The sequence below is a fragment of the Acinetobacter sp. BWR-L5 genome, assembly GCF_039655985.1.
GTDB classification, from domain to species: domain Bacteria; phylum Pseudomonadota; class Gammaproteobacteria; order Pseudomonadales; family Moraxellaceae; genus Acinetobacter; species Acinetobacter johnsonii.
In genome coordinates this window covers 248824-267267 of the sequence record NZ_JAGFEV010000003.1, presented here as the reverse complement: position 1 = coordinate 267267, position 18444 = coordinate 248824, and the positions used below count along the sequence as shown (strand labels likewise).

15 protein-coding genes and 3 tRNA genes are annotated in these 18444 nt (G+C 42.7%); 12 read left to right on the top strand and 6 right to left on the bottom strand.

Annotation, left to right across the window (positions count from 1 at the left end; all coding sequences use genetic code 11):
• The first annotated feature begins 183 nt into the window (after positions 1–183).
• The 5 genes from JZ787_RS07000 (at position 184) to JZ787_RS06980 (ending at position 3740) form a co-directional block, all read left to right on the top strand.
• Entirely contained in the window at positions 184–468 is a 285-nt protein-coding gene (locus tag JZ787_RS07000) for a hypothetical protein (RefSeq protein ID WP_004978106.1), read from the top strand.
• A 148-nt stretch (positions 469–616) separates the two neighbouring features.
• Positions 617–2125 carry a glutamate--tRNA ligase gene (gene gltX / locus JZ787_RS06995; RefSeq protein ID WP_317111671.1) on the top strand — a complete coding sequence of 503 codons (1509 nt, stop codon included), beginning with the start codon at positions 617–619 and terminating at the stop codon, positions 2123–2125.
• 92 nt (positions 2126–2217) lie between these two features.
• Positions 2218–2293: transfer RNA gene (locus tag JZ787_RS06990), tRNA-Glu, on the top strand.
• A gap of 152 nt (positions 2294–2445) precedes the next feature.
• Positions 2446–2787 carry a membrane protein gene (locus tag JZ787_RS06985; protein WP_010327661.1) on the top strand — a complete coding sequence of 114 codons (342 nt, stop codon included), beginning with the start codon at positions 2446–2448 and terminating at the stop codon, positions 2785–2787.
• A 149-nt stretch (positions 2788–2936) separates the two neighbouring features.
• On the top strand, positions 2937–3740 hold the full coding sequence (locus JZ787_RS06980) for a DUF4198 domain-containing protein (protein WP_218288592.1): 804 nt from the start codon (positions 2937–2939) through the stop codon (positions 3738–3740).
• A 59-nt stretch (positions 3741–3799) separates the two neighbouring features.
• Here the strand turns inward: JZ787_RS06980 and ettA are convergent, their stop codons facing one another.
• Positions 3800–5461 (bottom strand): energy-dependent translational throttle protein EttA, encoded by a 1662-nt coding sequence (gene ettA / locus JZ787_RS06975; RefSeq protein WP_004691537.1) that lies wholly within the window; start codon positions 5459–5461, stop codon positions 3800–3802.
• A 294-nt stretch (positions 5462–5755) separates the two neighbouring features.
• Here ettA and JZ787_RS06970 point away from each other — a divergent pair, with 294 nt between their 5' ends.
• From JZ787_RS06970 to JZ787_RS06960, 3 genes are all read left to right on the top strand, one after another.
• On the top strand, positions 5756–7033 hold the full coding sequence (locus JZ787_RS06970) for an aminotransferase class I/II-fold pyridoxal phosphate-dependent enzyme (protein WP_218288593.1): 1278 nt from the start codon (positions 5756–5758) through the stop codon (positions 7031–7033).
• Between the two features lie 308 nt (positions 7034–7341).
• Positions 7342–8229, top strand: a complete 888-nt coding sequence (locus tag JZ787_RS06965) for an SDR family NAD(P)-dependent oxidoreductase (protein WP_159152664.1) — start codon at positions 7342–7344, stop codon at positions 8227–8229.
• A 549-nt stretch (positions 8230–8778) separates the two neighbouring features.
• Positions 8779–9096, top strand: coding sequence for a hypothetical protein (locus tag JZ787_RS06960; protein WP_346312002.1), 318 nt, complete (start codon positions 8779–8781; stop codon positions 9094–9096).
• Between the two features lie 57 nt (positions 9097–9153).
• Here JZ787_RS06960 and JZ787_RS06955 read toward each other — a convergent pair whose 3' ends face one another.
• Positions 9154–11505 carry a Tex family protein gene (locus tag JZ787_RS06955; protein ID WP_346312001.1) on the bottom strand — a complete coding sequence of 784 codons (2352 nt, stop codon included), beginning with the start codon at positions 11503–11505 and terminating at the stop codon, positions 9154–9156.
• Between the two features lie 336 nt (positions 11506–11841).
• On the opposite strand from JZ787_RS06955, the gene ompR reads away from it, so the two are divergent.
• From ompR to JZ787_RS06935, 4 genes are all read left to right on the top strand, one after another.
• Positions 11842–12606 (top strand): two-component system response regulator OmpR, encoded by a 765-nt coding sequence (gene ompR, locus JZ787_RS06950; RefSeq protein ID WP_004691545.1) that lies wholly within the window; start codon positions 11842–11844, stop codon positions 12604–12606.
• 303 nt (positions 12607–12909) lie between these two features.
• Entirely contained in the window at positions 12910–14370 is a 1461-nt protein-coding gene (locus tag JZ787_RS06945; protein WP_058870437.1) for an ATP-binding protein, read from the top strand.
• Between the two features lie 206 nt (positions 14371–14576).
• Positions 14577–16094, top strand: a complete 1518-nt coding sequence (locus JZ787_RS06940) for an acetyl-CoA hydrolase/transferase family protein (RefSeq protein WP_004978127.1) — start codon at positions 14577–14579, stop codon at positions 16092–16094.
• Positions 16095–16223: 129 nt separating this feature from the next.
• The gene (locus JZ787_RS06935; protein WP_004691549.1) at positions 16224–16643 is read left to right on the top strand and encodes a GNAT family acetyltransferase; all 420 of its coding nucleotides are present in this window, start codon (positions 16224–16226) and stop codon (positions 16641–16643) included.
• A gap of 10 nt (positions 16644–16653) precedes the next feature.
• Here JZ787_RS06935 and JZ787_RS06930 read toward each other — a convergent pair whose 3' ends face one another.
• From JZ787_RS06930 to JZ787_RS06915, 4 genes are all read right to left on the bottom strand, one after another.
• Positions 16654–17406 carry a class I SAM-dependent methyltransferase gene (locus JZ787_RS06930; protein ID WP_168158684.1) on the bottom strand — a complete coding sequence of 251 codons (753 nt, stop codon included), beginning with the start codon at positions 17404–17406 and terminating at the stop codon, positions 16654–16656.
• A 142-nt stretch (positions 17407–17548) separates the two neighbouring features.
• A tRNA-Phe gene (locus JZ787_RS06925) sits at positions 17549–17624 on the bottom strand.
• Positions 17625–17760: 136 nt separating this feature from the next.
• Positions 17761–17836 (bottom strand) — tRNA-Phe (locus tag JZ787_RS06920).
• Positions 17837–18021: 185 nt separating this feature from the next.
• The gene (locus JZ787_RS06915) at positions 18022–18399 is read right to left on the bottom strand and encodes a GNAT family N-acetyltransferase (protein ID WP_004691552.1); all 378 of its coding nucleotides are present in this window, start codon (positions 18397–18399) and stop codon (positions 18022–18024) included.
• Positions 18400–18444: the final 45 nt, after the last annotated feature.

Here is an 18444-nt window from a genome sequence, read left to right as displayed (position 1 = left end):
AAAAAGCCAAATGATTTATATTTGATGTTTAAATGTCAATTTAGCCCAAATTTGTTTATAATTTTGTAAATTGTGTGACACGGTTCTACTTTTTTATTTGTAAAATCGGTTAAATTGAAACTAGATTACCAATGACTTTAATAAAAATCTGTTCCAATACCATGTTGAGAGGGGGAAAAGGACATGAAAGCAACATTTTTACATACCGTTACGTTGAGTATCGGCTTGGCTTGTTTTAGCCAACTGGGACATAGTGCAGCCATTCAAAGCAATGACAAAGCGACGATGCCCACTGAAAAAACATCGTTGATCGAAAAAGCGCTCAGCCAACAAAAAGGCAGTGACCGAACCACGATGACGGATAATGATTTAAAAATCATGACCTCAATCAAAGTTGCACCGACACAAAATTTCTTTGCTACACAAAACCAGCGCTTTAGCCGTTTTGTGCAATCATTGTTCCTCTAAACTAAAAATAAGCAACAGCGTCATAACCTCTCTCAAGTTATGACATTTGCACATAAAAGCCTGATCACTGAATGTTGAATTAAGCATTAAGTGGTCGGGCTTTTTCGTTATAATAGACCTCAATTTACATTCTGAATCATAATTGGCTATGACTGTTCGTACTCGTATTGCACCCTCTCCAACTGGCTTCCCGCATGTGGGCACAGCGTATATTGCGTTATTTAACTTATGCTATGCCAAGCAACATGGTGGTGAATTTATTCTGCGGATTGAAGATACCGACCAACTTCGTTCGACTCCTGAATCGGAAAAAATGATTTTAGATTCATTGCGTTGGTTAGGACTGAATTGGTCTGAAGGTCCAGACATTGGTGGGCCACATGCACCGTATCGCCAGTCTGAACGTATGCATATTTATAAGCAATATGCACTGGATTTGGTTGAAAAAGGTCATGCGTTCTACTGCTTTGCTACGAGCGAAGAGTTAGATCAAATGCGTGCAGAACAACAGGCCCGTGGTGAAACACCAAAGTATGATGGTCGTGGTTTAAAATTATCTGCTGAAGAAGTCCAAAGTCGCCTTGCTGTAGGTGAGCCACACGTGATTCGTATGAAAGTGCCCGAAGAAGGTATTTGTACAGTCAATGACTTACTGCGCGGGGAAGTGGAAATTCCTTGGGTACAAGTGGACATGCAAGTCTTGCTTAAAACAGATGGTTTACCGACCTATCACCTTGCCAATGTTGTCGATGACCATTTGATGCAAATCACCCACGTTTTCCGTGGCGAAGAATGGTTGCCTTCTGCACCTAAACATCAGTTGCTGTATCAATACTTTGGTTGGGAAATGCCTGTACTAGGTCATATGCCATTACTACGTAACCCAGACAAATCAAAACTGTCGAAACGTAAGAACCCAACCTCTATTAACTACTACAAAAATATTGGTGTCTTGCCTGAAGCCTTGTTGAATTACTTAGGCCGTATGGGCTGGTCGATGCCAGATGAACGCGAAAAATTCACATTGGCCGAGATGATTGAACACTTTGATATTCAACGTGTATCCCTCGGTGGTCCAATTTTTGATGTGGAAAAACTGAATTGGCTCAATGGTCAATGGATCAAAGGCTTAAGCCCTGCTGAACTGTTAGATACTTTATTGGTATGGAAAGCAGATCGTAAGATGCTCGAAGACATCGCTGCAGCGATTCAACCTCGTATCAACTTACTTTCAGAAGCGGTGAACTGGTCTGCACACTACTTTAACCAGTTCCCAAGCTTGACCAAAGAACAGTTTGAAAGCAAGAAACTGAGCGAAGAACAAGTTCGTCAAAGTCTGCAATTTGCGATTTGGCGTTTGGAAAGCATGTTCACATGGAACAATGACACCGTAAGTCAAACCTTGATGGACTTAGCCAGCCAAATGGAAATTAAGCTCCGTGACTTTATGCCAGCGTTCTTTATTGCCATTGCAGGTTCAACCGCTTCGACTCCAGTGATGCAAACCATGGTCACCATTGGCCCTGACTTAACCTTCGCGCGCTTACGCCATGCTCTTGAAATTGTAGGTGGTCCAAGCAAAAAAGAAGCAAAAGTTTGGGAAAAACTCAATGAAAGTCTAAAATTGCCGAAAAATGACGCAGTTGATGAAGCTTAATTGATTTTTTAGTTGACGCATGGGCGTTATATCCCTAATATAGCGCTCACACAGAGAGACGGTGTTAACCACTCAACGTGATGCCTCAATAAGTCCCTATCGTCTAGAGGCCTAGGACATCGCCCTTTCACGGCGGTAACCGGGGTTCGAATCCCCGTAGGGACGCCATATTTAAGATGGCAACATCTGGTAAAAAACCCAAGCATTATGACTTGGGTTTTTTATTGCCTCAAATTTATCAGCACTTCATTACCACGCTTTTTTGGCTTTCTGCTCTAATCCGATTAGAATACAGCATAGATTCGAATTTTGGAGTTGTAATGCAATATCGTTGTCCTCAATGTCAAAGCCCAAAAATTATGCCTGTTGCTCAAGCAGGAGCTCCAGCAACACGCCCTGTCGTGCCTAAAAGTCTGGTTTTTTTGGTTCCAGCCATTTTTGTATTATTACTTTTGGTGCTCATTAGCATCGCAATGTGGCTGTTCGGGGATGGCGCTGGCTCAACATTACAAATTGCAACGGTTGTGGTTTTCATCGTGTGTGTAATTGCAGGCTTCCTATTTTACCGCGACCTTCCTGATTTTAAGATTTCAATGCAAGGCTTCATGCAGTCTCAGAAAAAATGGAAATGCCGTGAATGTGACCATGAGTGGGAAATCTAAGCCTTAACTTAGAACCCGCATCCAAAAAGGGAGTCTATGCACTCCCTTTTTATCTACCCAAATAATAAATAATAATTATTATCACCTGTTAGTTTTTCTCGATATAATCAAAAACCTCATCTTACGAAATATTTTTAGGCCTAGTCTCTATGAAAAACGCTCTACTCTGCACACTTTTATTCTGTTCAGTGGCTCAAGCACATGAACCCTATGTCGCTCCACTGGCGTATCACACTGAAAATACCCAAGTCCCTGTATTGAGCGCCTATGCAGAACAAGCCTTTCATCCTGAATATGCCCTAAAAGATATTTCATTCAGCGTTTTCCAACCAAACCAAACACAGACGACGATTCAAGCACAGAAGCACTTAGAATCTGCAACTGCATTTGATCTTAAGCTACCAGAAAAAGGCACCTATACCATTTTTGCCAAGACCTCATATCCAATTGAATATGTACAACATAATCGTCAATGGAAAATCTTTGTTGATGTCGCAGCAGATAAAGTCCCTACTCTAAGCGAGCGTGACTATGTCATACCAAGTGACTTTAAAGGAAAAGTACCAAGCAAGGTCTCTACGGTTCGCGAATGGAGCATTCAAAGCTATGTGAGCAAAGACAGCACCACACCTGTCGCTGTAACGCCAGCCCCAATTCAAGTCAAATTCAAAACCCATCCAAACCAAATCACGGTGCAACAGCCTGTACAACTGCAAATTACTCAAGCAGGCAAAGCCCTTGCACACGCAGAACTCATGGTTCGCGCTCAAGGTGAGCTTGAGCAACAAGCGAAAAGCACACCTGTCGATGCACAAGGCAATGCCACACTCACGTTTGCACAAGCTGGGCAATACCTGATTGAAGTGAGCGAAAAAGTCGATGCCAAAGCAAAACCTAAAAATCAGTATTACACCATTATCAGCTTACAAGTGAATGCCCCTAAAATGCCTTAAGCTGCAATTGCTAAGCATAAAAAAACCAGCCCGAAGGCTGGTTTTCTTATGCGGGAAAATTAACCGCCAATTTTCTTGTATTTGGTACGTTTTTGAACCGCAGCATCACCTAAACGCGCTAAACGATAAGCTTCATACTCAGCATAGTTACCTTCGTAGAATTCAGGCTGTTCGTTCTCAAACGACAAGATGTGCGTTGCAATACGGTCAAGGAACCAACGGTCGTGCGACACCACCATTACCGTACCTGGGAATACAAGAATTGCATCCTCAAGTGCACGTAAGGTTTCGATATCCAAGTCGTTCGATGGCTCATCCAGTAAGATGACGTTTGCGCCCATTTGCAGAATTTTCGCCAGTTGTAAACGGTTACGCTCACCACCTGACAGCTCCCCTACACGCTTCTGCTGGTCTTGACCTTTAAAGTTAAAGCGACCGATATAAGCACGTGATGCAATTTCATAATCGCCAATTCTTAAGATATCCAAACCGCCAGAAACTTCTTCCCAAACGGTTTTATTGTTATCTAAGGTGTCACGAATCTGACCCACATACGCTACTTTAACCGACTCACCCAAAGTCACCGTACCTGTATCTGGCTGTTGTTCACCAGTCATCATACGGAACAGTGTGGTTTTACCCGCACCGTTTGGACCCACGATACCCACAATTGCTGTAGGCGGTACGGTAAAGCTTAGGTTTTCGTACAGTACGCGACCATCAAATGATTTGCTGATGCCTTCCACTTCTACGACTTTATTCCCTAGACGTGGGCCAGGTGGAATATAGATTTCAGAAGTTTCGTTACGCTGTTGGAATTCGCGTGAGTTAAGCTCTTCAAAACGCTCCATACGCGCTTTGTTTTTCTTTTGCTGACCTTTGGCATTTGAACGAACCCATTCAAGTTCTTTCTTCAATGCTTTAGCAAAAGATTCTTCTTGCTTGTTCTCTTGTTCTAGACGCGCATTCTTTTGCTCTAACCAAGAAGAATAGTTGCCTTGATATGGAATACCCATACCGCGGTCAAGCTCAAGAATCCATTCCGCTACGTTATCCAAGAAATAACGGTCGTGCGTAATCGCCACAATCGTGCCAGCAAAGTCTTTCAAGAAACGCTCTAACCAAGACACAGATTCTGCATCCAAGTGGTTCGTCGGTTCGTCTAGAAGCAACATGTCTGGCTTAGATAAAAGCAAACGACACAATGCAACACGACGACGCTCACCACCGGAAAGTAGTGTGACATCTGCATCCCAAGCTGGTAGGTTCAAGGCAGCTGCAGCTTGATCCATTTGGTTGCTCAGGTTATGCGCATCCCATGAATGGATAATCGCTTCAAGTTTTTCTTGCTCTTTTGCCAATGCATCAAAGTCTGCATCTTCTGCTGCATATTCAGCAAATACTTCGTCCAAACGCGCCAAAGCATCCAATGGTTCACGTAAACCATCTTCTACGTTTCCACGCACATCTTTATTTGGATCGAGTGGCGGCTCTTGTTCTAGGTAACCGATTTTGATACCCGGTTGCGCACGTGCTTCACCAGAGAAATCTTTGTCTACGCCCGCCATAATACGAAGCAAGGTCGATTTACCTGCACCGTTTAAACCAAGTACACCAATTTTTGCACCCGGGAAAAATGACAAAGAGATGTCTTTTAAGATTTCGCGCTTAGGCGGAACCATCTTAGACACTCGGTTCATCGTATAAATATATTGGGCCACGTAGGACTCCTCAATAGAAAAACCAAAAAATCGCAAGAAGCGAAAAATATTTGCGGGCATTATACGATGAATACGTTGAAAAAATAAGGCATGAAACCGATCTTCAATGCAATGTTACAACTTTCAGTGCGGTTGTTTTTTAAACACCCTCTTTATCTCACTTTTCCGCAGACAAGTAGCTGATCGCAGCTCATCTTTATGAATTTTTTAGATAAATATTCATTATTTTCACACTTTCACTCATATTCATTGATGGTAGACTGTGCAATATTTAACTCACGCAGATGAAGTCCCATGACCTATAAAGATGAAACTTTGGCTATCCATGCTGGTTATAGCCCCGAAGCCACCACCAAAGCAGTGGCCGTACCGATTTATCAAACCACGTCTTATGCCTTTGATAATACGCAACATGGTGCGGATCTATTTGACCTAAAAGTTCAAGGCAATATTTATACCCGAATTATGAACCCGACCACTGCGGTGCTAGAACAACGTTTGGCTGCACTCGAAGGCGGTATTGGCGCGTTGGCCTTAGCCTCTGGCATGGCAGCCATTACTTATGCGATTCAGACGATTACCGAAGCAGGTGATAACATTGCTTCCGTCTCGACCTTGTACGGTGGCACTTATAACCTATTTGCCCACACTCTACCGAAGCAAGGCATTGAAGTCCGTTTCTTTGATTATCAAGATCCAGAAGCCCTACGTGGTTTAATTGATGAAAAAACCAAATTGGTCTTTGTTGAATCGATTGGCAACCCACTCGGCAATATCATTGACCTAGAAGCGATTGCCAAAATCGCACATGAGTATGGCGTGCCTGTGGTGGTCGATAATACCGTCGCAACCCCTGCGCTGCTGAAACCCTTTGAATATGGGGCAGACATTGTGGTGCATTCATTAACCAAATATATTGGCGGGCATGGTAACTCGATTGGTGGAGCGATTGTCGATAGTGGTAAATTTCCTTGGGGCCAATATCCTGAGCGCTTTAAAGTGCTAAATACGCCAGACCCAAGCTATCACGGCGTGAACTATGTCGAAGCTTTAGGCGAAGCAGCTTATATTGCACGCGCCCGCGTGGTGCCATTACGCAATACCGGAGCTGCGATTAGCCCTTTAAGCGTGTTCTTGATTCTACAAGGCTTAGAAACACTCAATCTGCGTATGGAACGTCATACTGAAAATGCGCAGAAAGTCGCAGAATATTTACAAGCCCATCCCAAAGTGAAATGGGTCAACTATGCTGGCCTGAAAGTTCACCCTCAGCATGGCTTAGCGCAAAAATATGTTAAAGGAAAACCTTCGGCGATTTTATCTTTTGGGGTACAAGATGGCCGTGAAGGTGGCACCCGCTTTATTGATGCTTTGCAACTCTTCACTCGCTTGGTCAATATTGGCGATGCCAAAAGTTTGGCCTGCCACCCTGCCACCACCACACATCGCCAACTGAATGAAGCGGAATTAAAGTCTGCTGGAGTAAGTCTTGACATGGTGCGTTTATCTGTAGGCATTGAACATATTGATGATTTGATTGCAGATTTAGAGCAGGCCTTGGCTCAAGTCTAAAATACAGACCACTAAACTTAAAACCTCAATCACATGATTGAGGTTTTTTATACGCTTGTCTTTTATATTTATAGCCCTTTCACTTCGCTTGAATTCGTGGTAAAAACAAGTCATTAGAACCAATAAAATAGAGTTTTTGCTCTAAAATTATTTATTATTTCAATAACTTATGCCGTGATATTTTTAAGCAGTTTAGGTATTATACCGTGAAGGAAAGCCGCTACATTTCTCCGAAAATGCAGCCTAAATAATCGAATACAAAAACAGCCATAACCCTCAAATATTTGACTTAGATCAGGAATGATAACGTGAATTCAAGAATAGATAGACTTTTTAAAGAACGCGTAAATGGAAAAACCGTCTTAATTACAGGCGCTTCAAGTGGTATTGGTTTAACCGTTGCACACAAACTGGCTGACGCAGGAGCACACGTCCTTTTAGTTTCGCGCACCAAAGAAACATTAGAAGAAGTTAAAGCAGAAATCGAAGCCAAAGGGGGTTCAGCCTCTGTTTTTCCATGTGACCTAAATGATTTAGACTCGATTGATGAAGTTTCTAAGCAGATTTTAGCTTCAGTCGATCATATTGATATTTTAATTAATAACGCAGGTCGTTCGATCCGCCGTGCTGTACATGAGTCAGCGGAACGCTTCCACGACTTTGAACGCACCATGCAGCTTAACTACTTTGGTGCGGTACGTTTAGTCATGAACATCCTGCCACAAATGATGATTCGTCGTGATGGGCATATTATTAACATTAGCTCGATTGGCGTATTGGCAAATGCCACTCGTTTCTCAGCCTATGTGGCGTCTAAAGCGGCACTAGATGCATTCAGTCGCTGTCTTTCTGCCGAAGTGCATTCACATAAAATTGCGATTACTTCGGTTTATATGCCTTTGGTACGCACCCCGATGATTGCGCCAACAAAAATTTATAAATACGTTCCTACCCTTTCGCCTGAACAGGCAGCAGATCTGGTTGCTTATGCGATTGTGAAGCGTCCGAAGAAAGTCGCAACCAACTTAGGTCGTTTGGCATCGATCACTTATTCAATTGCACCAGATATCAACAATAAGCTGATGTCGATTGGTTATAACTTATTCCCAAGTTCCACTGCGTCAGTAGGTGAACCGCAAAAACTCAACTGGGTACAAAAAGCGTATGCACGCTTGTTCCCAGGTGAACATTGGTAAGTTTTCTTACAATTTACCCAACCTTTGATTAAAGGTTGGGTAGCTAAATTTTTCGCAACTCTTTTATAGTTCTTAATATTCGCTTAAGAAAAAAAGTCCACCATAAGAGCAACAATAAAAGGGGAAAAGAAATGCAGGCACTTTATTTATTCAAGCTTTTTTGCTTCATCTTTGCTGCAATCACTGCTTTTAATCTGTATACAGAACTCACCCTCTCTCATATTTCAATCTGGCAAGTGCTGATTCATGGTGGTTTGCTGATGATCTTACTCGAATTTGGCTTTAAGAGCCAACGCGCATCTCAACAGCCTACCCCACTGACGAGTGAAATATACTCGCTAGAAACAAAAAATAAGCCAACCTCACAATCATCAAGCATGTATTGTAATATTTTTTCAAAAATAGGTTTAGTCTCCATTTTTTCCAGCCTAATTGCACAAAGCCTAATCAGTTAAGACTCATACTTTTTTTGTGGACAAAAGATAAAGACGACGTGACCCTTCTACTTTTTGTGTTATAAACAGCCGTCTTTTTTTATTTTGTGAATTTATGCGCGCTTTTACTTTCGTACTGCAATATGTGTGTATCGCTTTTGCGATTTATCTCTGCTACCGAGTAGGCAGGAGCCTGTATTTACAAGATTATGTGATGATGGATATCGTGGCCAATGTCGGGACGATTCTAATCTGTATCGATCTTGCTGTTTTCCTGTGGCATAGCCGCAGCACCCAAGCCATAAGCCTCAAAGATTATGCCACTCGACTAGAACAACCCGCTCCAACTTTTGTCAAAGTTTGCCGAAAGCTTGGGCACTTTGGCATTATGCTGATTATCACCAGTTGGATCGTGCCCATCATCAACGGATAAAAGTAACCATAAAAAAACCTCCCACTTGGGAGGTTTTTTTTATTCAAATCTTAAAGATTATTTCGAACCTTTAATCCCTGCTTGAAGTAACAATGCACCTAAACCACCAATTTTATTTTCTTGAGGTTTAGCCGTTTGCGGCTTCTTGTTTGTTTGAGCACGCTCGCCTTGCAAACGTGCTTGTTGTGGACGTTTACCTTGTGGTTTACGTTCACTACGCTCTGTATTTTCACGACGTGGTTGACGCGGAGCTTTAGGCGCTTCAGCACCTTCAGGGCGCATCGACAAATTCACACGATTACGCTCAGCATCTACAGTGAGTACACGTACTTGCACAATTTGCCCCGGCTTTACCACTTTATGCGGATCTGCAACGAATTCATTGGCCAATTCTGAAATATGGACTAAACCATCTTGGTGTACACCCACATCCACAAAAGCACCGAAGTTCGTCACATTGGTCACGACGCCTTCAAGCTGCATGCCTTCAGTCAGTTGCGCAACTTCCGTAATGTCTTCACGGAATTTTGCTGTACGGAACTCTGGACGCGGATCACGACCTGGTTTTTCCAGTTCAGACAGTACATCTTGAATAGTTGGTAAACCAAATTTCTCATCTGCAAATTCTTCAGCATTCACTTGGCGAATGATTTCAGAGTTACCAATGATATCTTTCACTGTCGTCGCTTTCGCTTCAACAATTTTACCCACCAGCGCATAAGACTCTGGGTGAACAGCAGAAGCATCCAGTGGCTCTGAACCATCTTGAATACGTAAGAAACCTGCCGCTTGTTCAAAAGTACGCTCGCCTAACCGCGGTACTTTTTTCAAATCTTGGCGGTTGTCGAAACGGCCATTTTCTTTACGAAAATCGACAATTTGCTGTGCAATCGACTTATTCAAACCTGCGATATAACCCAAGATAGCAGATGATGCAGTATTAACATCCACACCCACTGAGTTCACACAGTCTTCAACAACTGCTTCAAGGGTTTTCGCTAAACCAGTTTGGTTCACATCATGTTGGTACTGACCTACACCAATCGATTTTGGATCGATTTTCACCAGTTCAGCCAATGGGTCTTGTAAACGACGTGCAATCGACACTGCACCACGAATCGACACATCTAACTCTGGTAACTCCGCAGAAGCCAATTCAGATGCTGAATAAACCGATGCACCCGCTTCTGATACAGAAACACGTGTCAGTTTTAAATCACTGTTTGCAGCCATCATTTCAGCCACAACGCTTTCTGTTTCACGGCTTGCTGTACCATTGCCAATGGCAATCAGGTCAACATTAAACTCGCGGCATAAACGGGCAAGTTCTGCAATTGAACCCGCTTTATCATCTTTGGGTGCAAATGGATAAATCGTGCTATGTGTAAGTACATCACCCGATGCATTCACCACAGCCAATTTCACCCCTGTACGGATTCCAGGGTCTACACCCAACGTTGTACGTGCACCCGCAGGCGCAGACAACAACAAATGACGTAAGTTTTCAGCGAAAACATCCATTGCTTCAGATTCAGCTGCAAGACGTTTTTCGGTGAGCAACGAATGTTCGATGCTTGGACGAACCTTGCCTAACCAGAACAATTTAGCCGTTTGTTTTAAGTAATCTTGACGTGCTTGCGGCTGTGCAGTGTCAAGGCTGTATTCTGTTTCAATACGCGCCAATGGTGCATCATCTTCACCATCAACTTTTAAACCTAAAACGTTTTCTTGACGACCACGTAACATAGCCAATAAACGATGTGACGGGACTTTATTTAAATTTTCAGAAAAGTCGAAGTAATCGCGGAATTTTTTGCCAACTTCTTTTTTTTCATCACTTGCCACTAAACTTTTTAAAGTGGCCGTTTTTGCAAACGTGGCCTTAAGTTCAGTGGTCAGTGCAATGTTCTGCGCCCAATCATCAATTAGAATATGTTGAATCGCATCCAACTGACTTTCTAGATCTGGGTAATCTTCATGGCTAAAGCCTGCCAATGCTTCAGCTGGATCAACCGCTTCTGCAAAGATTTTCTCTGCAATCGGACCTAAGCCTGCTTCTTTGGCTTTAAATGATTTACTGGTCCGTTTTGGACGGTACGGTGCGTAAATTTCTTCTAAGGCATTTTTAGTTTCAGCAGCATTTACACGTGCCAATAAATCATCAGACAATTTGTCTTGTTCTTTTAATGATTCGATTACCTTGTCGCGACGTTCAAATAAGTCACGTAAATAAGCCAAACGTGTATCGAGCTGACGTAACTGCGCATCATCTAAGCCTTGCGTGACTTCTTTACGGTAACGCGCAATAAATGGAACGCTAGCACCTTCATCAATCAACTTGATGGCAGCCTCGATTTGATTTGGACGTACGGCAATTTCTTTTGCCAACTGCTGAACTAAGTCAGTCATCGTATGTGATCCCACAAGGATATGTACTAAAAGCCATGATTATAAAGACCAAGACTATAAAATCCACAACTGTTTTTATTAATTTAATGGCTTAAATGTGACATATTTCAGGCAAATTTCATAAATCCATCTCATTTTCAGTGTTAAATCTTATTTTTAGGTATTCTTTGCCATTTTTTTCTATGGGCTAAGATGTATACATTTGGTATCTATGTCTTGATTTTACCTGCAATATTTGTTGCTTTAGAGCATAGTAAAGACATACAAATGAGTCGTATACTCAAGACTATCCCGACTTTTGTTTACGATGACAATAAAGAATAAAGGAGCACTTCAATGAGTTTAGTTGTACCTGCTGAAAAAACAGATGCTGTACATAGCGACGCAGATCGCGTTGAACGCATTTTAGTGGTAGATGACGATGTGCGTTTACGTACGCTACTCCAACGCTTTTTAGAAGATAAAGGCTTTGTGGTGAAAACAGCGCATGACGCAACCCAAATGGATCGTCTCTTACAACGCGAACTGTTTTCACTGATTGTGCTCGACTTCATGCTCCCTGTTGAAGATGGTTTAAGCATCTGTCGTCGTCTACGTCAATCCAATATAGATACGCCTATTATTATGCTCACCGCACGTGGCAGTGACTCAGACCGTATTGCAGGTCTAGAAGCGGGTGCAGATGACTATTTACCGAAACCATTTAATCCAAATGAGTTGTTAGCACGTATTCGCGCCGTACTGCGCCGCCAAGTCCGTGAAGTTCCAGGCGCACCAAGCCAACAAATGGAAGTGGTCAGCTTTGGGCCATGGTCACTTGATTTATCTACACGTACCCTAACGCGTGAAGGTCAAGTCGTGACCCTAACTACAGGTGAGTTTGCGGTACTGAAAGCCTTGGTACAACATCCACGTGAGCCTTTGACTCGCGACAAATTGATGAACCTTGCGCGTGGCCGTGAATGGGGTGCAATGGAACGTTCGATTGATGTCCAAGTATCGCGCCTTCGTCGTCTTGTAGAAGAAAACCCTGCGCGTGCGCGTTATATCCAAACGGTTTGGGGTGTGGGTTATGTATTTGTTCCAGATGGCGCGGAATAATTCAAAACTAAAAAATACGGCTTCGGTCTTTTTAAGCTGAGTAGCAATAATCAGCACGACGGAGTCCTAAAATTAAGCTCAACTTTATCGATTAACCTGCGGTTCGCCTTACTTTTGTTTCGACAAAAGTAAGCAAAACCATTGTCATCTGCAAAACTCGGCATATTTCTGCATTTCAACATCATGCTCGCAGAAACTTTATAACACCCAGACCTCCTGCCTCGAACAATTGCAGATGACTTTTCGCGTATCGCATACCTGTCACCATTGAACTATGTCTCTTACATAGAAACAGGAAATCACGTGAAACTCGAACCCATCGACCCTCAAAAATTTACAGATTACGAAGCGTATTCAGAACGGAAACGCACGCGTTGGGAACGCTTTTTAGATAAAATCAAGCCGCGTTCTGCTGCCATGCGCACCACCGTACTGGTACTCTTCATTGTATTTTTCAGTTTATTTATGTCTTTGTGGTTCTTTTGGCGAACTCTATATCTTCCAGAAATCCAGCAACATGCTCGCTATCTTGCTGTTGAAATAGAAATTCTCAACAACCCCGATTTACGGATTTATCATCAAAATACTGAAGTCGATGTCGATGACTGGTTAAGAAGCCGCGTCGGGATTGAATACGTCACCGATCCCAAAGAATATCCTAATGTCAAAGATAAGGTGATTGCCGAGTTCTTTACCAACCAAATTGAAGCTAAGCTGGCCAAAGAATTAAAAGTCGAACATGCCACGGTGTATTTCCAGTTTAAGCCCAGTCCGCGTATTTGGATTCAAACTCCTGAAATGAACGGCAACTGGGTCCGAGAACCACTGAAAACTTATGCCAACTACAGCCCTGAGCTAATTTTCGGCTGGCTACTTGGCGTCCCCTTGATTGCAGCAGCCATTATTTTAACCTTGGTTCGACAGCTCAATCGCCCACTGCGTCGTCTGCAAAATGCTGCCAACAGTTATAGTAAAACAGGCACAGCGCCTTATTTAGAGACCAATCACGGCCCTCAAGAAATTCGCGAGGTCAACCAAGCGTTTAATCACATGATTTACACCCTTGATCAGACTGAACGTGACCGCCGGATTATGCTGGCAGGGATTTCACATGACTTACGCACCCCACTGACCCGTATTCGACTCAGTGCAGAAATGATGCCCGATGATGATTTTTTAAAAGAAGGGCTGATTTATGACGTTGAAGATATGGACGCGATCTTAAATCAGTTCATTTCCTATATGCGTGACGGCTCGGATGAGGAAATCCAAGACACCGATTTAAATATGCTGTTACAAGAATTGGTGGTGCAATTCAAACCGCTGGATATTCGTTTTGAACCTGCTGAATTACCGATTATTCAGGCACGTAGTCTGTCTCTTAAACGCCTGATTGGTAACTTGATTAATAATTCAAAACGCTACGGTGCTGAGCCGATTGAACTTTCCGCAACAGTGGAAAATGAACATATTTTAATTAGCGTAGCAGACCATGGAGAAGGTATTCCTGACGATCAAATTGAAGAACTTATGCAGCCTTTTGTTCGTGGCAATGAAGCCAGAACAGTCCAAGGCAGTGGTTTAGGTCTCGCCATTGTGAAACGCATTGTTGACATTCACCAAGGTCAACTCAGCATTCATAATCGGGAACAAGGCGGACTTGAAGCAATTATTTCGCTGCCTCTTCATCACAATCAAGATGTTGAAATTTCCAGCAGCAACCCACTCGAAAAATTAAAGCAAACCTTGGTTGAGCATTTCTAAACTTTGTACAATAGTTGATCAAACGATTTTGTTCAACTATTCAACAATTTAATTTTACCAAATATATTTCAAACACTTATAAACCATCAGAATCCCTTATACCCACATTTTTTCAAAAAATTAGACCTTAGCCTAACAGGTATGCACAATGTCGTTCTTGATCGGTACAATCGGTGCCAGATCCAGAATATTAACGAGAGTAAACCATGTCTTTAGATCGTATCCGTTTAGCTTCACTTCACGATAAAGTCATCAGTGCAGAAGAAGCGTCTGCTTTTATTGAAGATGGCATGACTGTAGGTATGAGTGGCTTCACTCGTGCTGGCGAAGCGAAAGCTGTACCTTTGGCATTGGTTAAACGTGCACACACAAATCCTTTAAAAATCACATTAATTACTGGTGCTTCTTTAGGTAATGACCTAGACAAGCAATTGACTGAAGCGGGTGTATTGGCACGTCGTTTACCGTTCCAAGTGGACAACACTTTACGTAAAGCTATCAACAATGGCGAAGTGATGTTCATTGACCAACACTTATCTGAAACTGTTGAGCAAATGCGTAACCTTCAGTTGAAAAAGCCAGATGTAGCGATCATTGAAGCAGTTGCGATTACTGAAGATGGCGGCATCATTCCAACAACGTCGGTAGGTAACTCTGCAAGTTTTGCAATTTTCGCAGAAAAAGTGATTGTTGAAATCAACACCAACTTAAGCCCTGCATTTGAAGGCTTACACGATATTTACATCCCAACTTACCGTCCGACACGTCAACCGATTCCATTGACTCAAGTGGATGAGCGTATTGGTACGCACGCGATCAATATCGATCCTGCAAAAATCGTCGGTATCGTCATCAACAACGACTTGCACGACTCTCCATCAACGGTAACTGCGCCAGATGATGAAACTCAAGGCATTGCAGACCACTTAATCGCATTCTTTGAAAAAGAAGTAGCTGAAGAGCGTCTACCGAAAAACTTAGGCCCATTACAAGCAGGGATTGGCTCAATTGCCAATGCTGTACTCACAGGCCTTAAAGATTCGAACTTCGAAGACCTCGTGATGTACTCAGAAGTGTTGCAAGACTGTACTTTCGAATTGATCGATGCAGGTAAAATGAAGTTTGCTTCAGGTTCATCAATTACCCTTTCTGCAAAATACGGCGAGAAAGTATTTAATAACCTTGAAGCGTACAAAGATAAATTGGTTTTACGTCCGCAAGAAATTTCGAACCACCCTGAATTGGTTCGTCGTTTAGGTATTATCGGCATCAATACTGCGCTTGAATTTGATATTTACGGTAACGTAAACTCAACTCACGTTTGCGGTACGAAAATGATGAATGGTATCGGTGGTTCAGGTGACTTCGCACGTAATGCACACTTGGCGATCTTCGTAACCAAATCAATTGCGAAAGGTGGCGACATCTCTTCAATCGTACCGTTTGCGTCGCACATCGACCATGCTGAACACGATGTTGACATTCTTGTGACTGAACAAGGTTTGGCTGACCTGCGTGGTTTAGCACCGCGTGAACGTGCTCGTGCGATTATCGACAACTGTGCACACCCACTGTATCGTGATGCATTAAACGACTACTTCGATCGTTCATGTGCAAAAGGTGGTCATACACCTCACCTTCTACGTGAAGCGTTGTCTTGGCATTCTAACTTTGAAGAAACAGGCCACATGCTTCCTGTTCAAGCAGAAGCAAAATCTGCTTAATTTAAAGTTTAAAAAAAGCGCCCTCTTGGGCGTTTTTTTTATGTCTGATGAAAAGTGCAATAAAACACTTATCAAAATAAAAAAACTCAATTAATCTAAAGGCATCCAAAAAATAAAAATGCCAAGCTCATGTTCATTATTCGCCCCTATCTCGAAACAGATTTAGAAGACGTCATTGCACTTTGGGAGGTGTGCGACCTCACTCGCCCTTGGAACAACCCTGAAATTGATATTTTTAGAAAAACTGCGCAAAAAGATGGTTTATTTTTACTGGCCGTTAAAGATGAACAACTCATCGCCACATTGATGGGTGGTTATGATGGCCATCGCGGCTGGATTAATTATTTGGCAGTACATCCGCACTTTCAACGCAATGGGGTCGCAACCGCACTTATACAGCAGCTTGAGAAGCGCCTGATTGCGTTAGGCTGTCCCAAACTACAACTGCTTGTACGTAAAGAAAACATCGACGTGCAAAGCTTCTATGAGCAACTGGGTTATGAGGAAATCGAAGTCGTGTGCTTCGGTAAACGTCTGATTGCCGATTAAGCTTAGACACTCAATGCGCCGATACAGGTAGACGGCCCAATCTTAAAAAAATTGGAAATTTAAGCGCAAAGACTTGGTTCGCATAATCATCAACGGCAAAGAATGCTTTGAACTCATATAAGGGGTCATCTGAATTTTTCGCTCGATAATGTTTCAGTGCAGACCATGTATTTAAATAATCCAACAATTGAGCAGCAGACCATTGAAACGACATCGACAATTCAGGCGTCGCTATTTCCTCAAAGGGAAAAGGAATGGTTTGATAGGCCTCGTCGATATAACGACGTTCGGCATCCCAATAGCCTTTCAAAGTCTTAAAATAAAGTCGCTCAATACAACCCTGTAACTCAGGTTGCTGCAGCTGAATTAAACCATAGCCAATGACCGCCAAAATGCCTTCAGGTCGTAAAGTCCGCCGCACTTCTGCATAAAAGCTATCAAAGTTAAACCAATGAATGGCTTGAGCCACCGTGATTAAATCAAAACTCTGCTCGGCAAAACTGGTGTGCTCTGCAGACTGAACTTGATAACTAACATTTTCAAAATAAGGTGCATGTTGTAACTGATGCACACTGATATCTGTCGCCACCACGGCATCAAAATGCGGCGCCAACAATTGAGTTAATTGCCCCGATCCTGCACCACAGTCCCACGCAAATTGAGGAGTTACTACATGCTTGAGTATTTCTTGAATCAAACTCGCTGGATAACTCGGACGTGCGAGTTGATAAAGCTGACTTCCCGATGAAAAGCGGTCTTTCATAAGCCATTCTCAGTCTTATTTTTGACTCAAAATTAGCACATTCTCCAAGAGCCAAAGCATGATGTTGTCCAACATCTTATACAATCCTACTTTTCATGAGACAAAAAAAAGCCCCAAACATTGTTTGAGACTTTTTTGAATATGGTGGCGAGACCCAGGATCGAACTGGGGACACACGGATTTTCAATCCGTTGCTCTACCTACTGAGCTATCACGCCGATGCCGTGTATTAAGCCGTATCTCGGATGAATAGTCAATAAAAATCATCACTTTTTTATTTGATCGAATAAATTTCAGGCAAAAAAAATCCCTGATGGGATCAGGGATTGAAATCTTTAAATAAGATTTTGAATATGGTGGCGAGACCCAGGATCGAACTGGGGACACACGGATTTTCAATCCGTTGCTCTACCTACTGAGCTATCACGCCGATGTCGCGTATTAAACAGTTTAAGCGAAGCAGCGTCAAGTCCGTTTTCAAAAAAATCAGTTGAGTGTTTACTTTTACAGCAAACCCAGCACCCTTCGTACATTTTTTGAGTCATTCTTTGCACTTAAAGCACGTCACCATCACTATTCATGAAAAAAGCAGCCCAAAGACTGCTTTAAAAAAGCTTAAATTTTACCAATGTGCTCTAAGCAACGATGAATCGCACCACAGCCCGGCTCGAACACTTTCACACCTTTGGCTTCTTCCATACGACAGACTTCTTCAACCAGCCGCTCCGCAACCCCTCGTCCACGGTTAGCAGGATGTACTACGATGTATTCTAAGGTTTTATTTTCACCCTGCCCACTACACCAAATGGCGCCAATGACTTTAGTATTAAATTCTGCGGTGTAAAGTAAGGTATACTGAGCTAGATTTTGCTCAAGTTGTTCTACGGCATCATGCCCATCGCCAAATTCAGGACTGGTGTCGTACAGTCGCTCTAGCTGGCTGCGCAACTCTTCTTTTTCCAGTGAAGTATAAGCGTGTACGGTAATAGGCATTGATAAACCCTCCTGAGCAATCTAATATGCGGTGACTTCGTTACG

Coding starts and splice junctions, on each gene's coding strand:
- JZ787_RS06935 (WP_004691549.1), top strand. CDS start 16,224: ATGTTCATTATTCGCCCCTATCTCGAAACAGATTTAGAAGACGTCATT.
- gltX (WP_317111671.1), top strand. CDS start 617: ATGACTGTTCGTACTCGTATTGCACCCTCTCCAACTGGCTTCCCGCAT.
- JZ787_RS06930 (WP_168158684.1), bottom strand. CDS start 17,406: ATGAAAGACCGCTTTTCATCGGGAAGTCAGCTTTATCAACTCGCACGT.
- JZ787_RS06940 (WP_004978127.1), top strand. CDS start 14,577: ATGTCTTTAGATCGTATCCGTTTAGCTTCACTTCACGATAAAGTCATC.
- JZ787_RS06980 (WP_218288592.1), top strand. CDS start 2,937: ATGAAAAACGCTCTACTCTGCACACTTTTATTCTGTTCAGTGGCTCAA.
- JZ787_RS06985 (WP_010327661.1), top strand. CDS start 2,446: ATGCAATATCGTTGTCCTCAATGTCAAAGCCCAAAAATTATGCCTGTT.
- JZ787_RS06955 (WP_346312001.1), bottom strand. CDS start 11,505: ATGACTGACTTAGTTCAGCAGTTGGCAAAAGAAATTGCCGTACGTCCA.
- JZ787_RS07000 (WP_004978106.1), top strand. CDS start 184: ATGAAAGCAACATTTTTACATACCGTTACGTTGAGTATCGGCTTGGCT.
- JZ787_RS06970 (WP_218288593.1), top strand. CDS start 5,756: ATGACCTATAAAGATGAAACTTTGGCTATCCATGCTGGTTATAGCCCC.
- JZ787_RS06915 (WP_004691552.1), bottom strand. CDS start 18,399: ATGCCTATTACCGTACACGCTTATACTTCACTGGAAAAAGAAGAGTTG.
- JZ787_RS06960 (WP_346312002.1), top strand. CDS start 8,779: ATGCGCGCTTTTACTTTCGTACTGCAATATGTGTGTATCGCTTTTGCG.
- ompR (WP_004691545.1), top strand. CDS start 11,842: ATGAGTTTAGTTGTACCTGCTGAAAAAACAGATGCTGTACATAGCGAC.